Source organism: Microvirga sp. (assembly GCF_014699075.1).
Classification (GTDB): Bacteria; Pseudomonadota; Alphaproteobacteria; order Rhizobiales; family Beijerinckiaceae; genus Microvirga.
The window spans coordinates 380,565-396,917 of record NZ_JACXAB010000001.1 but is presented as its reverse complement, the minus strand read 5'-3'; the positions used below and the strand labels follow the sequence as shown (position 1 = coordinate 396,917).

19 protein-coding genes are annotated in these 16,353 nt (G+C 59.8%); 12 read left to right on the top strand and 7 right to left on the bottom strand.

Annotation, left to right across the window (positions count from 1 at the left end; genetic code table 11):
• The first annotated feature begins 266 nt into the window (after positions 1-266).
• A complete protein-coding gene (locus IC232_RS02030; protein ID WP_190843212.1) occupies positions 267-1,748 on the top strand; it encodes a mannitol dehydrogenase family protein in 1,482 nt (493 codons plus the stop codon).
• An 80-nt stretch (positions 1,749-1,828) separates the two neighbouring features.
• Here the strand turns inward: IC232_RS02030 and IC232_RS02025 are convergent, their stop codons facing one another.
• Both IC232_RS02025 and IC232_RS02020 read right to left on the bottom strand, forming a co-directional pair.
• On the bottom strand, positions 1,829-2,908 hold the full coding sequence (locus IC232_RS02025) for a S8 family serine peptidase (RefSeq protein WP_190843211.1): 1,080 nt from the start codon (positions 2,906-2,908) through the stop codon (positions 1,829-1,831).
• Positions 2,909-3,237: 329 nt separating this feature from the next.
• Positions 3,238-3,663 carry a hypothetical protein gene (locus IC232_RS02020; RefSeq protein WP_190843210.1) on the bottom strand — a complete coding sequence of 142 codons (426 nt, stop codon included), beginning with the start codon at positions 3,661-3,663 and terminating at the stop codon, positions 3,238-3,240.
• A gap of 580 nt (positions 3,664-4,243) precedes the next feature.
• Between IC232_RS02020 and IC232_RS02015 the strand changes: the two genes are divergently transcribed.
• From IC232_RS02015 to IC232_RS01995, 5 genes are all read left to right on the top strand, one after another.
• Entirely contained in the window at positions 4,244-4,651 is a 408-nt protein-coding gene (locus IC232_RS02015; protein ID WP_190843209.1) for a DUF1236 domain-containing protein, read from the top strand.
• Between the two features lie 169 nt (positions 4,652-4,820).
• The gene (locus IC232_RS02010) at positions 4,821-5,312 is read left to right on the top strand and encodes an RNA polymerase sigma factor (protein WP_190843208.1); all 492 of its coding nucleotides are present in this window, start codon (positions 4,821-4,823) and stop codon (positions 5,310-5,312) included.
• A 30-nt stretch (positions 5,313-5,342) separates the two neighbouring features.
• The gene (locus tag IC232_RS02005; protein ID WP_190843207.1) at positions 5,343-6,092 is read left to right on the top strand and encodes a hypothetical protein; all 750 of its coding nucleotides are present in this window, start codon (positions 5,343-5,345) and stop codon (positions 6,090-6,092) included.
• 205 nt (positions 6,093-6,297) lie between these two features.
• On the top strand, positions 6,298-6,555 hold the full coding sequence (locus tag IC232_RS32195) for a DUF1236 domain-containing protein (protein ID WP_312895092.1): 258 nt from the start codon (positions 6,298-6,300) through the stop codon (positions 6,553-6,555).
• Positions 6,556-6,609: 54 nt separating this feature from the next.
• The gene (locus IC232_RS01995) at positions 6,610-7,344 is read left to right on the top strand and encodes a LuxR C-terminal-related transcriptional regulator (RefSeq protein ID WP_190843205.1); all 735 of its coding nucleotides are present in this window, start codon (positions 6,610-6,612) and stop codon (positions 7,342-7,344) included.
• Between the two features lie 64 nt (positions 7,345-7,408).
• Here the strand turns inward: IC232_RS01995 and IC232_RS01990 are convergent, their stop codons facing one another.
• The 5 genes from IC232_RS01990 to IC232_RS01970 all read right to left on the bottom strand — a co-directional run bounded on the left by IC232_RS01990 (position 7,409) and on the right by IC232_RS01970 (position 11,866).
• Positions 7,409-8,239 carry a DUF1932 domain-containing protein gene (locus IC232_RS01990; protein ID WP_190843204.1) on the bottom strand — a complete coding sequence of 277 codons (831 nt, stop codon included), beginning with the start codon at positions 8,237-8,239 and terminating at the stop codon, positions 7,409-7,411.
• A 39-nt stretch (positions 8,240-8,278) separates the two neighbouring features.
• Positions 8,279-8,971, bottom strand: coding sequence for a 4-carboxy-4-hydroxy-2-oxoadipate aldolase/oxaloacetate decarboxylase (locus tag IC232_RS01985; protein ID WP_190843203.1), 693 nt, complete (start codon positions 8,969-8,971; stop codon positions 8,279-8,281).
• On the bottom strand, positions 8,968-9,687 hold the full coding sequence (locus IC232_RS01980; protein ID WP_190843436.1) for a PIG-L deacetylase family protein: 720 nt from the start codon (positions 9,685-9,687) through the stop codon (positions 8,968-8,970). The genes IC232_RS01985 and IC232_RS01980 overlap by 4 nt, the downstream gene beginning before the upstream one ends.
• A gap of 33 nt (positions 9,688-9,720) precedes the next feature.
• Positions 9,721-10,809, bottom strand: coding sequence for a 4-oxalomesaconate tautomerase (locus IC232_RS01975; RefSeq protein ID WP_190843202.1), 1,089 nt, complete (start codon positions 10,807-10,809; stop codon positions 9,721-9,723).
• A 94-nt stretch (positions 10,810-10,903) separates the two neighbouring features.
• Positions 10,904-11,866, bottom strand: a complete 963-nt coding sequence (locus tag IC232_RS01970) for a LysR family transcriptional regulator (RefSeq protein WP_190843201.1) — start codon at positions 11,864-11,866, stop codon at positions 10,904-10,906.
• A 148-nt stretch (positions 11,867-12,014) separates the two neighbouring features.
• Between IC232_RS01970 and IC232_RS01965 the strand changes: the two genes are divergently transcribed.
• From IC232_RS01965 to IC232_RS01940, 6 genes are read left to right on the top strand one after another with little or no spacing between them, the layout of a single operon-like run.
• Complete coding sequence (locus IC232_RS01965) at positions 12,015-12,890, top strand: amidohydrolase family protein (RefSeq protein ID WP_190843200.1); 876 nt, start codon at positions 12,015-12,017, stop codon at positions 12,888-12,890.
• Between the two features lie 35 nt (positions 12,891-12,925).
• Positions 12,926-13,912: a Bug family tripartite tricarboxylate transporter substrate binding protein gene (locus IC232_RS01960; RefSeq protein ID WP_190843199.1), complete on the top strand. Its 987-nt coding sequence runs from the start codon at positions 12,926-12,928 to the stop codon at positions 13,910-13,912.
• A 51-nt stretch (positions 13,913-13,963) separates the two neighbouring features.
• Positions 13,964-14,719 carry an alpha/beta fold hydrolase gene (locus IC232_RS01955; RefSeq protein WP_210335185.1) on the top strand — a complete coding sequence of 252 codons (756 nt, stop codon included), beginning with the start codon at positions 13,964-13,966 and terminating at the stop codon, positions 14,717-14,719.
• Positions 14,720-14,723: 4 nt separating this feature from the next.
• Complete coding sequence (locus IC232_RS01950; protein WP_190843198.1) at positions 14,724-15,077, top strand: extradiol ring-cleavage dioxygenase; 354 nt, start codon at positions 14,724-14,726, stop codon at positions 15,075-15,077.
• The gene (locus IC232_RS01945; protein WP_190843197.1) at positions 15,077-15,943 is read left to right on the top strand and encodes a class III extradiol dioxygenase family protein; all 867 of its coding nucleotides are present in this window, start codon (positions 15,077-15,079) and stop codon (positions 15,941-15,943) included. Before IC232_RS01950 ends, IC232_RS01945 begins: the two co-directional genes overlap by 1 nt.
• A 4-nt stretch (positions 15,944-15,947) precedes the next feature.
• Positions 15,948-16,262, top strand: coding sequence for a YciI family protein (locus tag IC232_RS01940; RefSeq protein WP_190843196.1), 315 nt, complete (start codon positions 15,948-15,950; stop codon positions 16,260-16,262).
• Positions 16,263-16,353: the final 91 nt, after the last annotated feature.

Below are 16,353 nucleotides of genomic sequence, written 5' to 3'. Positions count from 1 at the left end.
TTGCCTGCTGCAAGACACAACAAGTCTTCAGCCGCAAGTGACTGCTTGCGCTCCAGATTGCATCTTAGTCGATACGGTAGCGAGGGTCGATTCATGAATGGTCGCGATGCTGGCCTTTCAAGGCTATTAGGGAATACGCCACAAGGGGTGCAGCCGAGGTCCGTCAGAGCCGACGAACTGTTGACATTGTTACAGGCGATGTTGATGGGTGGAGGAAAGTCATCCATGAATTCACATCTCTGCCGCGACCAACAAAAGCCAGCATCATGAGCCGAATCCTGAACCTGAACCATCTCGCGAACCTGCCGCCTGCCATAGCCCGGCCGAATTACCATCGTGCAGAACTCAGGGCCGGGATCCTCCATATCGGCATCGGCAACTTCCACCGCGCTCATCAGGCGGTGTATCTGGACGAGCTGTTCAATGCGGGCAAGGATCGTGATTGGGCCCTCATCGGCGCAGGCATCCGCTCTGGTGACAGGGCAATGCGACAGGCGCTCGAGCCTCAGGATTGGCTCACCACCGTGGTGGAACTCGAGCCCGGAGCCAATCATGCTCGGGTCACCGGCGCAATGGTCGATTTCGTTCCCGTTGGAGAGGATGGTCGCGCGATTGTGCAAGCCCTCGACGATCCGGCATTGCGTATCGTGTCCCTCACGATCACGGAGGGTGGATATTGCATCGATCCGGGCACAGGGGCTTTCAATCCCGAGAATCCGGACATCGTGCATGATGCTGCGCACCTGCAGACGCCCAGGGGCGTGTTTGGAGTAATCCTGGCAGCCCTCAAGCGCCGCCGGGATGAAGGTCTTGCGCCCTTCACGATCATGTCGTGTGACAACATTCATCACAACGGGAATGTCGCGCGGGAGGCCGTTGCTGGCCTTGCGGACCTGATCGAGCCGTCTCTTGCGGCTTATGTGCGCGAGCAGGTGGCCTTTCCCAACAGCATGGTCGACCGCATCACGCCAGCAACCACCGACAGGGAGCGCACCGCTCTGGTCGAGCGCTTCGGCGTGCAGGATAACTGGCCCGTTTTTTGCGAGCCGTTCCGTCAGTGGGTGCTGGAAGATCATTTCCCCACCGGTCGTCCGGCTTTGGAAGAGGTCGGCGTCACCTTCACGCCCCATGTGGCAGCATTCGAGTTCATGAAGCTGCGCATTCTCAATGGCGGACATGCGGCCATCGCTTATCCGGCTGGACTTCTGGGCATTCACTACGTCCATCAGGCCATGGAGGATCCGCTGGTGCGCGGCTTCCTCGACAAACTGGAGATGGAGGAAATCATTCCCTGTGTGCCGCCTGTGCCGGGTGTCGACCTCCAGGATTACTATCAGCTGATCGCCAGCCGCTTCAGCAATCCCGATGTCGGCGACACGATACCCCGTCTTGCCCAGGACGGCTCCAATCGGCAGCCCAAGTTCATCCTGCCCTCCACGCGTAATCGGTTGAGGGATGGCGCAGATGTCACGGGGCTGGCTCTCGTATCGGCCCTGTGGTGCCGGTACTGCGCGGGTGTGAACGATCAGGGCCAGCCGTTCGCACTTGACGATCCGAATGCCGGCCGCCTGCAACCGGCAGCTTTGGCTGCAAGAGAGGATGCGTCTAGCTTCCTCAACCTGAGGGACATCTTTGGTGATGTTTCCGAAAGCCCTGTCTTCCGCTCCCGCTTCGAGGCGGCATTGAATGGGCTATGGCGTGAAGGCACTCGCGCAACCCTGCAGCGCTACCTGAGCAACCAACTCTAAAAACATCCATGGGGCATTGGGAGCAGCCTGCTCCCAATATGTCAGGTCAATCTCGACGCTCTCCCATGCAGCCTACGTTCTCAGGGTGTCGTGGCTTTGAACTTGACTTGGGATTGTGCGACAGGTGTTTCCTCTGCCTGAGGTGGGCACAGGTTTGTCGCTTGCAAAAGGCCGTTTCCGTAGGTTCGGTCACGACCCGGCTTGCCTAAATCCATTGTGCTGCTCTCGAGAGCAGCCTCAAGGTCGGCCGGGTTCAGGCTTGTGTTTGAAGCGTGGAGGACTGCAGCAGCGGCGGAGATGAATGGCACGGCATAAGATGTGCCACTCTTCGTCGTTCCGCCTCCGCCCGGCGCGGCAACCCACAGGTCGACTCCGGGCGCAGCCAAGTCAATGTAGTCGCCCTGGGTCGCGCGGCGATAGACATCGCGCTTGTTGTCGACGGCCGTGACGGCGATCACCCCCGGATAGGCGGCTGGATAGGAAGGCTCGGCGCCTGCCCCGTTGTTCCCTGCGGCCGCGATGATGGTCATGCCCTTCGCCTGCGCAGATTCGATAGCTTTCCTGAGGACCTCGTTAGGGGGGCCGGACAAACTCATGTTGACGATGCGTACGTTCTTATCCGCCAGCGCCTCCAGAGCCATCACGAGTGCCGTCACATCTGTTCGGTCCGCTGTTCCACCCTCTCGATAGAAGGCATCCACCGCCAGAAGGCGTGCTTGGGGCAGGAGGCCTGGAGCCTCGCTTCCGCTTCGTCCAACGAGAAGGGCCGCCACAGCCGTGCCATGGTCGCGCTGAGAGGGATCGCCGCGAAGCTGCAACCCGGAGACGGTCTCGATAAATTGGCCCTTCAGGGCCTCATGCTCGCGGTCAATGCCTGTATCGATAAGGCCGATTGTTGGAACTGGCCCACATTGTTTAGCGGCCGGCAGGCTCCAGCCCACGAGGGAGACTGCCTCGCAGCCAGTGCCGGTGCAGCCTGCAGCCCCATCTGTATAGTAAAAATGATCGAAATCGGCCGTAGCCCCTGCATCGGCGACGCGCACGGCACGCTGAGCCTGAGCAAGCGACATGCCGCTCGGCGGAATGAGCCGCACCACGCTCGCGAGCGTGCCCTTGGTCTGCCTCTCGGCCTGGAAGCCCTGCGTCCTTAACTGGGCCAAGCTCTTCGATGTGAGGCCGACAGCCACGATCGAGCGCGATGCTTGCCTGGGTTTGGGAAGGGTTTGGTCCGCTGCCGGATTCGCCGTCTGGGTTCGTCCGGGCTGAGGCGGTAGGTTGGCGAGAGAGCTGGGGGGCTTTGCAGCACCTGCCGCGGCTTTGTTGGGAGAAGGGGCGGCCTTCCCTGTCTGAACTGCCCCCTGCGATGAGGTTGGCTTGGATTTCGCGGATCGAGCAGGTTTGCTTTTCGGTGTGCTCCTGGGAGCCAAGACCTTCTCAATGGCTTTGACAGGTGCCGTTGCAATGGGGCGAAGACTGTTGGTGATCGTCCCTATGACCCCTGGCAGCCCTCCAGGCGCTTTGGAGCCGGGTGCCGTGGAGCGCGAAGCGCGGCTGTTCCCAGAGACGTTCCCTTGGGCGGATGAGTTGCCTCTGCCTGACGCTCCTCCAGCGTTTGCGGAGTCGTTTTGGCCTGAAGATCTGCCTTGACCAGCACTGTCGTTGCCAGCACCCCTGCCGTTGCCGTTGCCGTTGCCGTTGCCGTTGCCAGGAGCATTGCCTCCTGAAGAATTTCCAGCTCCTCCGGCATTGCCGTTCGCGCTGCCGTTGTTACCTGAGCCGCCCTGACCTCCTGCGTTTCCGCCGCTGCCGCGATCGCCAGCATTGCCATTGTTTCCGCGATCTCCGGAATTGCCGCTGTTGCCTGCATTCCCACTGTTGCCAGAGTTTCCTGGAGGCCCACCGTCTCCTTTCCCACCCCCGTTCCCACTATTGCCATTGCCGCCGTCATTCCCGGGCTTGGCCATAACTGGAACTTCGGTGAGAGCCAATCCGATCCCATCGCCAATTCCGAACTGAACCTTGGTCGGGCAAGCAATGGCAACACAAGATGCCAAAACCAGCAGGGAGCGTCGTTTCGATGTCATCATCCCGGCTCGCTAATGCGCCGCAACAGGGCCCTTGTTCCCTCAGTGGCTTTGTAGGTCCACTGAACCTTAGATAACGATCAAGGCGCCAGCATGTTTCAAGCGCTCTCAAAGTTCCAGAGGTGTTGTGGGCCGTCCAGCAAGTTACGGCTGATCAGCGGGAAATATGCATCTTTGTAAGCTTAGAAAAGTCACTAACATAAATATGGTAATGCTGGGCATCAATTGCCGCGTTCGCATTGTTCATAAGCATTGCTGAATATTAGGGAGATTTCCTGTTCATCATGCGTTCATTAATCTTTCTGCGACAGAGGCCGGCTGATCGAGATTGATTGCTTTGAAACTACTTCGGGTATGATGCGTTGTCGGTTGCCGGGTGATAATCCCGAAGCAATATTCAGGAGTCAGATCATGTCGAAGAAGATCCTTCTCACCAGCGTTGTTCTCGCTGCTCTCGCCCCTGCAGCGGCCTTTGCGCAGTCCGGTGGTGCCGCTGCGGGTGCAGCCACGGGTGCGGTCGGCGGCGCGATCGTAGGTGGCCCAGTTGGTGCAGCCGTGGGCGGCGTCACGGGCGCCATCGTGGGCGGTATCGCCGATCAGCAGCAGCCCGAGTTCCGCTCGTATGTGACCACCCAGAAGGTCCCGTCCTACACCTATCGCGAAGAGGTGCGCGTGGGCGCGACCCTGCCGGAATCCGGCGTGACCTATTACGAAGTGCCGGCCGAGTACAAGGTGAAGGGCTACAAGTACACCGTGGTGAACAATACTCCGGTGCTGGTGGAGCCCGGCAGCCGCAAGATCGTTCAGGTCGTCCGCTAACGATCATCGGCTACGGTCTTGAGTTGAGGGCGGCCTTCGGGCCGCCCTTTCATTTTGCTTCGGCCAGGAAAGGCTTTGCTCATCCCTTGGTTAGAGGCGCTTCCTCTTGAGGTTGGAATAAAACGACTAGCTTTCCCGTTATGGTTCTATCAGGTCACGCGGAGCAGGAATGGCAACAGCCATAGGACAGGAACTCGTGGCGCTTCTGCCGAGGCTCCGGCGCTTTGCGTTGGTGCTCTGCCGCTCGCAACCTCTTGCGGACGATCTTGTTCAAGGGGCCTGCGAACGCGCCCTTGCCAAAGCGGGCAGCTGGACGCCGGGCACCCGGTTCGATGCATGGATGTTCCGGATTCTCCGCAATCATTGGATCGACCACCTGAGACGATTGAGAGCCGAAGGCATGATGGAAGACGTGGAGACGCAGACGCAGCTGGTGGGTGATCCGGGCGAGGAGCCGATCATGAGCAAGCTCGCTTTGGCCGAGGTCCAGCGGGCGATCGACAGCCTGCCGCAGGAGCAGCGCGAGGTGCTTGCTCTGGTGTGTGGGGAAGATCTCACCTACCGGGAGGCTGCAGAGGTGCTGAATGTTCCTGTCGGGACCATCATGAGCCGCCTGGCTCGGGCCAGGAAACGATTGGTCGAAATGACAGCGGCTGCCTGAGGTCACATGAGATGAGAGTGGAGTAGAACAATGTCGGAACTGCATCTCACCGATGAGATCCTGATGGCCTTTGCGGACGGAGAGCTCGACGAGCCCGTCGCAGCCGCCGTCGCCCGTGTCATGGCACAAGACCCAACGATCGCGAGGAAAATCGTCGAGTTCCAGCAGAGCCGCCGTCTGACACGTTCATTCTTTGCCAGCAATCTCGCCCCTGAGGTACCAAGTGAGCTCCGCGCGGTCATTTCAGCCCAGATTGAGGCCTACGAGATGGCGAGTGCGGCCGGCAAGGCGCCAGAACCGGCCGAGACAAAGCGTATATGGCCAAGCAGGCTATTGACCACGAAGATGGCGATGGCCGCATCCCTCGCGGCTGTCGCGGTGGCCTCGGGCTATTTCATGGGGCGGCAATCACAGTCGGACGCAGGTCGCCTCGCCCATCTGGAAGACCCCCTTGTTCTTAAGGAGCTGAGCCGTCTCGAGTCCGGTCATGAGGTGGAGCTTCCCGTTGGGCGGCTCAGGGTGGTCTCCACATACCGGCTCCCAAACGAGTCCCTGTGCCGCGAGTTCAGGCTTCAGTCTGCCTCCTCCACAGCCGGGGCGGTGGCCTGCCGAACCGATGAATGGAGGGTAACCTTCGCTTTGGCAGAACCTGCCAAAGGCGCTGAGTACGTGCCCAGCTCAGGCGGTGATCTCGTGGATGCCTATCTCGGCAATCTGGGGGCCAGGAGCCCGCTGGAAAGTGAAGCGGAAGCTAAGGCACTGGCCGAATTCAGGCGCTGATTCGCAATCTACCTCGGAAGAGGTATGCCCTTTTTTGTAATGGATCGGAATAAACGTCAGGGTCGATCCGTTCTCTGTCCTAGCACGCTAGTGATAGAGGGTAATCATGCGAGCCGCGTATCATCTGGCTATCGCCGTGTTCTCCGTGGGCGCAATTGTAACTCCCACTATAGGACCTAACGCAACACACCAGGTTGGACTGCCCGTGTCAGCGGACCAGCAGCATGCATTCCTCGATGCCATGCGCAGCAATGCTGCCGAAGCCACCGTGAGGGACGCTTCACAGTTCGATGCGACCTTGGCCTCTCATTTCAGCCGTGGCGCGTTGATCGGGGAGACCCTGCCGGAGGAAATCGACCTTCACCCGATCCCGCGCCATGAAACCTATCGCTACGCGGTCATGAATGACCATCGGGTCATCGTGGACGCAGCTTCGCGCAGGATTGTCTACGTCGTTCGTTAGAGAGCTCCTGATTCAGGGGAGCGCGCAACAGATTATAAAATAGCGGGTTCATCCATGTCATTGCAAAGTTTAATCGAAGACCGGCGAATCCTTCATTTGGGAGAAAAGCCTCCGACGACGGTGTTTCCGGTATGTAGCAATCCACTCCTGCGGATCGGCTTGCAAACGGTTCTAGCCGGAGGACGATTCAATGTCTGGCACGAAGCCGTAGACGACATATCAACCCTACCGGAGGCTCAGGATGGAGGGCATGTTCTCTTCATCATCGATGGTCAGAGCTGTGGTGATAGCGCGACCAGCGTCATCCATCGAATTAAGACGCGCTTTCCCGATGCAAAAATCGTGATCCTGGCGGAAGTGTTTGAAGCCGACGCGGTATCGGCGGCCTGGAAGGCCGGAGTTCATGGCTTCTGCCTCACCAACAGCCAACGTGAGATTCTCATTGGATCCCTCGAACTTGTCATGCTTGGCGAAATGGTTCTGCCTTCAGCCTTCGTCCTGTCGATGACAGAGCCTCATGCAGGTTTTACCGCACCTTCGCCAGCAGAGAACGTCGGAAGAAGCGAAACCTACGGATCGTCAGGCCGAAAGCTTTCGGTGCGAGAGGCGCAGATCCTGGAATACCTGAGGGAGGGGGCGCCAAACAAAGTCATTGCCCGCCAGCTCAAACTATCTGAATCGACTGTGAAAGTTCACGTCAAGGCGATCCTAAAGAAGGTTGGAGCCTGCAATCGAACCCAGGCTGCACTTTGGGCGACACGCCACATCTCGACGGATGCTGAGGCCTAAGCACTTTGATCGATCGCGACGGAACTGCTGGTTCAGGATATGAGACCTTCTGATTTCGTTGCGTTCAAGTGCTACTTGAATTGAATCCGGATCTCGCGAAACTCTCATGTCTTTCGGCGATAGCTGAGGCCAACGATCCGTCCAGACCTAATTCGGTAATCATGCGGCTTGCCTCCCGCATTTCTGCCGCGCGCCGCACGCCATGCTGCTTCACGCGGGAGATCATCACCTTCGCGATATTGTCCCAATCCATTCCGGGATAGGACGCTCTCAAGCTCGCCAGCACGGCTGGCATCACGCCTGCCTTCTCGGAGGCTAGCGTGAAGTCCACCATGAGTGCTTCCAAGCCCTTGATGACGATACTGCGGCACAGCTTCGTTGCGGATGCTGTTCCGATTTCAGGACTGACAGGCGTGATCTTCATGCCGAGCTCATTGAGCCGCGCGGAGATCGTTTCGGCTGTCGCGCCACCGCTCAGAATGGGGACCTCGATGCCGACGCCTCCTACGGGAGCCATGACGGCGAACTCGATGAAAGCTGTGCCTCCCTGCTGAACTTGGGTGGCCACGTTTCGCTTCGTCGCGGGTGAGACGGAATTCAGATCGATATAGGTCTGCTGTGACTTTAAATGAGGCGCAGCTTGCTGCGCAGCCACGATCGCAGAAGCTGCCGTGACAGCCGAGATGACGATCTCTGCCATTGAGCAGGCCTCGGCCGTGCTGCCCACGGCGTGAACCTTTTCATTCGATGCTCGCTGCTTCAGCTCCGGGCCTCGGTTCGGGTCGTTGAAAAGGAGGTCGTAAACGGTCACGCGCACGCCTGGTTTGGCTGCAAGCTGGCGCGAGAAGAGTTGCCCGACTTCCCCATAGCCGATGAAGGCGATCTCAAGGCTCATGTGTTCTCACCATCTCTCAACAGGAGAAGGGCTGTGCCCTTACTCCTCATCCTTGTGCTCGACATAGACGAGACCAGCTTTCTCCAAGGGCTCGCGCATCTTGTAGAGATCAAGACCCAGAACTCCGGAGGCGAGTAGCTCGCGCTTCGAGCCTTCATTCGAAACACGCGCTTCACCGGCAACTGCTACGGCTTCGGCTTCCCCGCGCGGCACCACCAGAACACCGTCATCGTCGGCGACGACCACATCGCCAGGCTTCACCAGCGCACCTGCGCAAACCACGGGGACGTTGACGGAGCCGAGCGTCGCCTTCACTGTTCCCTTAGCGGAGATCGCCCGCGACCATACGGGAAAACCCATTTCGGTCAGGGTCTTCACGTCACGCACGCCCGCATCGATTACGAGACCGATCACGCCGCGAGCCTTAAGTGATGTTGCCAATAGATCTCCGAACATGCCGTCGGTGTTGTCGGTGGTGATCCCAACAACCAGGATGTCGCCCGGCTTGCACTGCTCGACGGCCACATGAATCATCCAGTTGTCGCCAGGCTGCGCCAGCACTGTCACGGCGCTGCCGGCTACTTGGGCCCCTGGCCAGATTGGCCGCATATAAGGCTTCATGAGCCCTGAACGGCCCAGAGCCTCATGAGCGGTTGCAACGCCGAGCTCCGCAAGCCGGTCAACGACGTCTTGGTTGATGCGCGGTGTATTGGTAACGACGATGGGCTTCATGCGAGTTCCTCAACGATCTGGGGGAAGATGCGCTGATAGGCCTCGCCATAGGTCATGGCGCGTCCGGAGTTGCGCCCGCCCTGCATGCCGCGGTTCAGGGCCACGCGGGTGTAGTACTCCCATAGGTGCTTCTGCGCAGCCAGGATCTCGAAGGCCTTGCGCTTCGTCTCCCACACATCGTCGATGTTGAGGATCACGTTGGGCTTGTAGTTGCACTGCTCAGGCTGGTGCGGCTCGAACAGGAAGACCGGCGGCGCATTGTAGGTTAGGTCCGGGTTGGGCTTGTGCCCGGCCGCCTGTGCGATGATGCGGGCTTCCTGCGCAAAGCGCGTCGCCTCCGGATGATCGACATTGTAGGGATCTTCCAGAGAATGGGTGAGTACGAACGAAGGCTTAAGCTCCCGGTACACGTCAACCAGACGATCGAGCATCTCCGGCGTGGTGTGAAGCGGATAGTCGCCCGCATCGAAGAACTCGATTTCGGCACCGAGCACCCCGGCGGCACGCTCAGCTTCCTCGCGCCGCTGCGCCTTGACCTCGCTGAGCGAGACGTCGCCTTTCTTCCAAGCCCATTGGCTTTCCCCACGTTCGCCGAATGAGAGGCAAACGATCTTCATGTAGTAGCCCTTCTTCGCATGAAGAGCGATGGCGCCACCTGCTCGCCACACGAAGTCACCAGGATGCGCGGTGACGACAAGTCCGGTCTTTCCAGTCATCATAGTGGCCTCAAAAGAAGGTGTTGCAACAAGCTAGGCGGCGTCTCGGCCGGCTTGGGAGGGCAGCGCCAGTGACTCATGCGCGAACACATGCCCCTCGAAGAGCAGGCGGGCGGTGCGCAGAAGGCCGGCTTTCTGGACGACAGGGTTCTCCTCAGTCCCTCCAACCTCAATCACCACGCTGAACTCGCCCGTCGGATGCTCGACCGAGAGAGTCTTCTCGCGTCCTGGTGGGATCTGTGCCACTCGCGATGCAGGTGAGCCCGGCAGCACACAGGCTGTCGCAACCGTCACTGCCGCAAAGACACCGATGGATGCATGGCATTCGTGTGGAATGAAGCTGCGGGTGCAGACATGCCCTCCGGCAGCGGGAGGCGCCACAAGGGCCACCTTCGGCACAACCTTGGAAGAGACGTCGCCAAGACCCATAAGCTTGCCGGCCTCTAAACGGATTTCCTCCAAGCGCGTCTTCAGCTCCGTGTCCTTGTCGAGCAGGTCGCGGGGTTCGTATCCCGTTCGCCCAACGGCATAAGCCTCAAGGACGACGACCGGCATGCCGTTGTCGATCAGAGTCACGTCCACACCGGCTACGTGATCCACCACGTTGCCGGTCGGCAGCAGGGAGCCACAAACCGAGCCGGCAGCATCGAGGAATTCGACTGCTATCGGTGCTGCGGTCCCCGGTACCCCGTCGATGCGCGCATCGCCGCCATAGACCACATGGCCATCACGCGTCTGCACTTTCAGCTCAGCGATTGTTCCCGTGTTGACCGTATGCACCCTCACTTGTGTTACGGGACCAACAGCTTTCACGAGGCCGCGCTCGATCGCGAAGGGTGCAACGCCTGCGAGGATGTTGCCGCAATTCGGCGTGACATCCACCTTCGGTTTGTCGATAGCGACTTGGCCGAACAGGAAGTCGATATCGCAGTCCGGGCGCTTGGATTTGGACACAATGGCAACCTTGCTCGTCAGAGGGTGGGCGCCACCGATGCCATCGATCTGGCGTGGATCGGGCGAACCCATGACCGACAGGAGCAATGCATCGCGACGCGCCGGATCGGATGGAAGGTCGTCAGCCAGAAAGTAGGCGCCCTTGGAGGTGCCGCCCCGAAGGATCATACAAGGAATACGAGGCTGAATGGTCCCTCTCCCCTGAACCGGTGAATGGTTCCGGGAGGGTGCATCAGGGGACTTTATGCAGCAAATGGTTTGTTTACGGCTTTTGATGAATTTTTTTCACGTTCAGATCAGGCTTCTTGGCTGCGCGCTTCTGAGGAGCGTACCCATCACCGGTAAATACCTCGACGATAATCTTTCGAAGCTCGTCAGCCAGCGGAGACAGAGGTGTGCCCCGCCGTGAAACGATGCCGAGCTGACGGGTGATGCTCGGGTTGCGCAGAGGAACGAGCCTGAGGCCACGCTCGTCAACGGAGTCGAAAGCGCGGCTCGGAATAACTGTCAGCGCGACCCCAGCCTTGACCAAGGCGACAGCCGTCTGGATGTGCTGGACCTCGAACCGCCAAGTCAGGCCTTCCCGGCGGCTGCCAAGGGCATCGTCGATGATCATCCGGTTGCCGGTTTGCGGGCTGATCCTGATCAAGGGCTCCTCCGTCAGATCGGACCAGCTCACGGCTGGTTGGGAGGCTAGCGGGTGATCTTCCGGGCAGACCAGGGTGAAGGGATCCTTGATCAGCATCTCGATATCGAAATCCCATCGGTGAGCTGCCACCAGAGTGATCCCGAAGGCGATCGTACCGTCTTGAACCAGATTGCTGATCTCGGTGGCAGAGTTGTCGTAGATCCGCAGCACCACGTCCGGGTGCCGTTCCTGAAAACGGCGCAGAGCTGAAGGCAGACGGCCTGATGCAATCGTGGGCAGGCAGCCGATGGACAGCGTTTCCTGACGGGCGCGCCCCTCGTGGCGGAGCTCGTCCAGTGAGACCGACAGGCTTTCGATGGTGCTTTTCACCTTGGGCAGCAGGTTGAGGCCAGCCTGGGTGAGCGACACCTCTCGGGTGGTCCGGGACAGGAGCTTCACTCCTAGATCTTCCTCCAGTTTACGGATTCTGTGACTGAGCGCCGTCTGGGAGAGGTTGAGATGAGCCGCCGCCAGTTGGAAGCTGCCCCGTTCGGCGATGGCCACGAAGGCGTGAAGACCCAGAAAGTCGATGCGCATGAAGGATCCGTAGATGTGGCTTGCTGCTACATATATGAAGTATATTCATCAATGCCCAAAAACAAACCATTTGCTTCATTTTGCCTGTCTTGCCTTTCTTACGGTCCAGTACCTGCTTTCTGATCCATGACGAGGGCCGATCAGCCGAATGACGTCAGTGCCGACGATCCCGCCGCCGCATCCTAATCCGCGGGTCCCCTCGTTTAGGCTCCCAGCCGGTAGCTGCGACACGCATTGCCATATCTTCGGGCCTGACCGCCTCTACCCTTATGTGCCGGAGCGGCCCTATACACCGCCGGATGCGCCGCTGGGGATGTTTCGAGCTTTGCATGACCGTCTCGGAATCGACCGGGCGGTGATCGTCAATGCTACGCCTCATGGACGCGACAACCGGGTCGTTACCGATGCGATCGCTCAAAGCGGCGGGCGGTACAGAGGCATTGCCAATATCGATGAGACATTCGGCGACCGGCAACTGAGGGAGCTTGCTGAAGCCGGAATTGAGGGGTGCCGGTTCACCTTCCTGCCCCGCCTCGGAACGATGCCTGACATGAGCGCCTTCGACCGGATCGTTGAGCGGATTGCGGGGCTCGGTTGGCACGTTGATCTCTACCTCCCGGCGATCCTCATCCCCGAATTCCGGCCTCGGCTGATGAACCTGCCGGTGTCCTACGTGATCGACCACATGGGCGTTGTCGATGCGAGCCACGGGCTTGAGCAGCCTGGTTTCACGGCACTGCTCGATCTTCTGCGCGATGACGAAAAGTGCTGGGTGAAGATCTCCTGTCCGGAGCGCATCTCGCGCACAGGGCCACCGTTCCACGATGTCGCCCCTTTCGGGCACGCGTTGGTCGAGGCCGCGCCGGACCGCGTTCTGTGGGGAACCGATTGGCCCCACCCGAACGTGCCTGTCATGCCTGATGACGGGGATCTGGTGGATCTGGTGCCGCTCTATGCGCCAGATTTCGGCATGCGGCAGAAGCTTCTCGTTGATAACCCAACGCGCCTGTTTCGCTTCGGATAACAACCTGAGATCAAGAGCAGAGAGGAAACGCACGCATGTTCGCAACGGCCACCAGACGATCCATGCTGCTGGGTTTGGCAGTGGCCGCAGGGCTGGCTCTCTCTGGTCCTGCGTCTGCGCAGACGGATTATCCGACACGTCCGGTCAAGATCATCGTGCCGTTCGGTGCTGGCGGCGTTGCCGACGTCACCATCCGGATCGTCGCCGAGAAGCTCAGCGAGAAGATGGGGCAGCGTTTCATCGTGGAGAACATGCCAGGGGCTGGCGGCATCACAGCTGCTCGCGCAGCCCTGTCGAGTCCGCCTGACGGGCAGACCCTGAAGATGCTCACGAACGGGACGGCCGTGAGCGTGCCGCTCTTTGCAAACCTGCCCTTCGACCCGTTGAGTGATTTCGTCCCGATCTCGACCCTCGGCACTTTCGACTTTCTATTCGTGGTGAACGCGGGCTCCGAGCATAAGAGCTTCAAGGATCTTATCCAGACTGCCAAGAAGAAGCCCGGTGAGTTGAACGTTGCGACCATTGCGGTCGGCAGCACGCAGCATCTCACCTCGGTTTTGTTCAGAGGCGAGGCAGGTGTCGATCTCCGGCATGTCCCGTACCGCAACACGCCGGACGCCATCGTGTCTCTGATCCGGAATGATGCGCATCTCCTGATCGACTCGCAGGCTGCGCTGAAGTCGGCCCTGGAAGGGCAGCAGGTGAGGGCGCTGGCCACGTCGGGGCCCCGTCGCTCGGCCGCGATGCCTGATGTGCCGACCGTTCAGGAGGCGGGAATCTCGGGTTTCGACGTTACTTCCTGGAATGCTCTCTTCGCGCCGAAGGGAACTCCGGAGCCAATCGTCCAGAAGCTGAACGCTACCCTCAAGGAGATCCTTGCGACCCAGGAGATCAAGACACGTCTGCTGGAGCTCGGCATCGAGGCACGTAGCGAAACTCCAGCTGAACTGACGGGGCGCCTCCGGTCCGACATCGAGAAGTGGCGGGCCGTGATCGAGAGGGCTGGAATTCCGAAACAGTGAGGACAAGACATTGATCGCGGTTCAGTCAAAAGGTGTCTGTGGAGCGTAACAATGACGGCACCTAACGAGCGCCCGACAATCCTGCTCCTGCCGGGGCTTCTGTGCGACGCCAGTGTCTGGAGGGCACAGGTGGAAGCCCTGCGCCCTCATGCCCATATCCTCGTCCCCGATTTCTCCCAACACGACTCCCTTGAGGCTATGGCTCGCTCTGCGCTCGCGATGGTGGAAGGGGCGATCATCGCGGTCGGCCACTCCATGGGCGCCCGGGTGGCCATGGAGATGATGCATCTTGAGCCCGAGCGGATTCAGAAATTGGCTCTGATCGATACGGGCATCGACTCCCGTCGAGAAGGAGAGGAAGCCAAGCGGCAGGTGCTGGTGGACCTGGCTTATGTTGAAGGCATGGGAGTTCTTGCCAACCGATGGCTCCCACCTATGGTTCATGCGGACAGGATCGACGATCAGGCCCTGTTGGCTCCCATGAGGGAAATGGTGATGCGGGCGACCCCCGAGCAGCATCAGCGGCAGATCCAAGCACTCCTGAATCGTCCGAACTTGGTGCCCCGTCTCGCGGACGTCACCTGCCCGACCCTGGTCATGGTAGGTCGCCAGGATCGGTGGAGCCCGCTCGCGCAGCACGAGGAGATGGCCGCACGGATTCCGAATGCGGAACTCGTGGTGATCGAAGACAGCGGCCACATGACCCTGCTCGAGCAGCCCGAGCAAGTGTCGAACGCCCTGTTGCGCTGGCTGGGCTTTGAGAACAAGCTTGCGAGCGCGCGTGGCGCCGCAAGGATGGGGAGCTAACATCATGGACGAGAAGCCAGGGCAGGATCGCATTCCTGACACGCCGCTCTTCGACCGCAAGCGTTCGCTGGGCGGCTATCGTATCAATAAAATGGCAATGGGCCTGAGCAAGCCTGAGAACCGTGAGGCCTTCAAGCAGGATGAAGGCGCCTATCTCGACCGCTTCGGCCTGACGCCGGAGGAGAAGGAGGCCGTCATGACGCGCAACTGGCGCGAGATGGTGAGGCTTGGCGGCAATCTGTTCTTCATCCTCAAGATCTCCGCCGTCGACCCGGTCCGCATCACTGAGATCGGCGCCCATCAGGCGGGCATGGAGCACGACGATTTTCTGCGCAACCGTTTAGGGAAGAAAGTGTAATGGCGAAGCTCATTGGAGGATTGGGAACGTCCCACGTGCCCTCGATCGGCGCAGCGATCGACAAAGGTTTGCGAGATACGCCGGATTGGAAGCCGTTCTTCGATGGATATATCCCAGGGCAGGATTGGGTGCAGGAGCACAAGCCCGACGTGGCGGTGGTGATCTTCAACGACCACGGCAACTCCTTCTTCCTCGATAAGGTGCCGACCTTCGCGGTCGGTTGTGCCGAAGAATATCGCCCGGTCGACGAGGGGTGGGGACCACGCGCTATTCCGCCCTTCAAAGGAGCGGTCGATTTCTCCTGGCATTTCATCGACACCTTGATCGAGAACCGGTTCGACCCAATGATCTGCCAGGAGATCGAAGTAGATCACGGCATTCAGGTGCCGATGGAGCTGTTCTGGGGCCGTCCCGCCGAGTGGCCGGTGCGCGTGGTGCCGATCTTCGTGAATGTGATCCAATATCCTATCCCGCTTCCGAGCCGCTGCTATGAGATGGGCCGTGTCCTGCGGCAGGCCATCGAGAGCTATCCAAGCGACGAACGCTTTGTTGTGCTCGGCACTGGCGGACTCTCCCACCAGCTTCAGGGGGCCCGCGCAGGGTTCGTGAACCCGGAGGCTGACCGAGCTTTCCTGAACGACATCGCCATCGATCCCGAGAAGCTCGCGAACATGTCACGGGAACAGTATGTGGAGATGTTCGGCAGCGAGGGGGCAGAGCTGATGATGTGGCTCGTCATGCGCGGCGCCATGGATCACGACGTGGAAGTCCGGCACAAGCACTACTTCGTCCCCGCTTCCATGACGGGCGCCGGCATGATCGTCATGGAGAACAAGTCGACTGCTTCTCCAGCCGTGGCGGGATAGGCTCATGTACTGGGTCATGATCTGCCGCCACAAACCGGGCATGCTCGAGCTGCGCGAGCAGCACAGAGACGCGCATCGCCAGCACGTCGCCACGGGTGGCGGCGGGCTCGCAAGGGTGCTGATCGGTAGCGCATTGACGGAGGACGATGCGGAGAGTCCGCTGGGGAATTTCGGGATCCTGGAGGCTCCCTCGCGGGAGGCTGCTCAGGCTTTTGCGGAGACCGATCCATTCGCCCGTGCAGGTCTTGTCGAATCCATCGAGATTACGGCTCTGGCCTCTCGCTTCCAAGCCCATCGAATCGATCCCATGACAGCTTGAAGAGGAGCGATGCTGCCTCGCATATATGAATTTCTCTAAGCAATGCCCCCGAAGAATTAATTTGTTTCAGGAGTCGTTTGATGGCGTCTTA

Coding starts and splice junctions, on each gene's coding strand:
- IC232_RS02030 (WP_190843212.1), top strand. CDS start 267: ATGAGCCGAATCCTGAACCTGAACCATCTCGCGAACCTGCCGCCTGCC.
- IC232_RS02015 (WP_190843209.1), top strand. CDS start 4,244: ATGTCGAAGAAGATCCTTCTCACCAGCGTTGTTCTCGCTGCTCTCGCC.
- IC232_RS02010 (WP_190843208.1), top strand. CDS start 4,821: ATGGCAACAGCCATAGGACAGGAACTCGTGGCGCTTCTGCCGAGGCTC.
- IC232_RS02005 (WP_190843207.1), top strand. CDS start 5,343: ATGTCGGAACTGCATCTCACCGATGAGATCCTGATGGCCTTTGCGGAC.
- IC232_RS01995 (WP_190843205.1), top strand. CDS start 6,610: ATGTCATTGCAAAGTTTAATCGAAGACCGGCGAATCCTTCATTTGGGA.
- IC232_RS01990 (WP_190843204.1), bottom strand. CDS start 8,239: ATGAGCCTTGAGATCGCCTTCATCGGCTATGGGGAAGTCGGGCAACTC.
- IC232_RS01985 (WP_190843203.1), bottom strand. CDS start 8,971: ATGAAGCCCATCGTCGTTACCAATACACCGCGCATCAACCAAGACGTC.
- IC232_RS01980 (WP_190843436.1), bottom strand. CDS start 9,687: ATGACTGGAAAGACCGGACTTGTCGTCACCGCGCATCCTGGTGACTTC.
- IC232_RS01975 (WP_190843202.1), bottom strand. CDS start 10,809: ATGATCCTTCGGGGCGGCACCTCCAAGGGCGCCTACTTTCTGGCTGAC.
- IC232_RS01970 (WP_190843201.1), bottom strand. CDS start 11,866: ATGCGCATCGACTTTCTGGGTCTTCACGCCTTCGTGGCCATCGCCGAA.
- IC232_RS01965 (WP_190843200.1), top strand. CDS start 12,015: ATGACGTCAGTGCCGACGATCCCGCCGCCGCATCCTAATCCGCGGGTC.
- IC232_RS01960 (WP_190843199.1), top strand. CDS start 12,926: ATGTTCGCAACGGCCACCAGACGATCCATGCTGCTGGGTTTGGCAGTG.
- IC232_RS01955 (WP_210335185.1), top strand. CDS start 13,964: ATGACGGCACCTAACGAGCGCCCGACAATCCTGCTCCTGCCGGGGCTT.
- IC232_RS01950 (WP_190843198.1), top strand. CDS start 14,724: ATGGACGAGAAGCCAGGGCAGGATCGCATTCCTGACACGCCGCTCTTC.
- IC232_RS01945 (WP_190843197.1), top strand. CDS start 15,077: ATGGCGAAGCTCATTGGAGGATTGGGAACGTCCCACGTGCCCTCGATC.
- IC232_RS01940 (WP_190843196.1), top strand. CDS start 15,948: ATGTACTGGGTCATGATCTGCCGCCACAAACCGGGCATGCTCGAGCTG.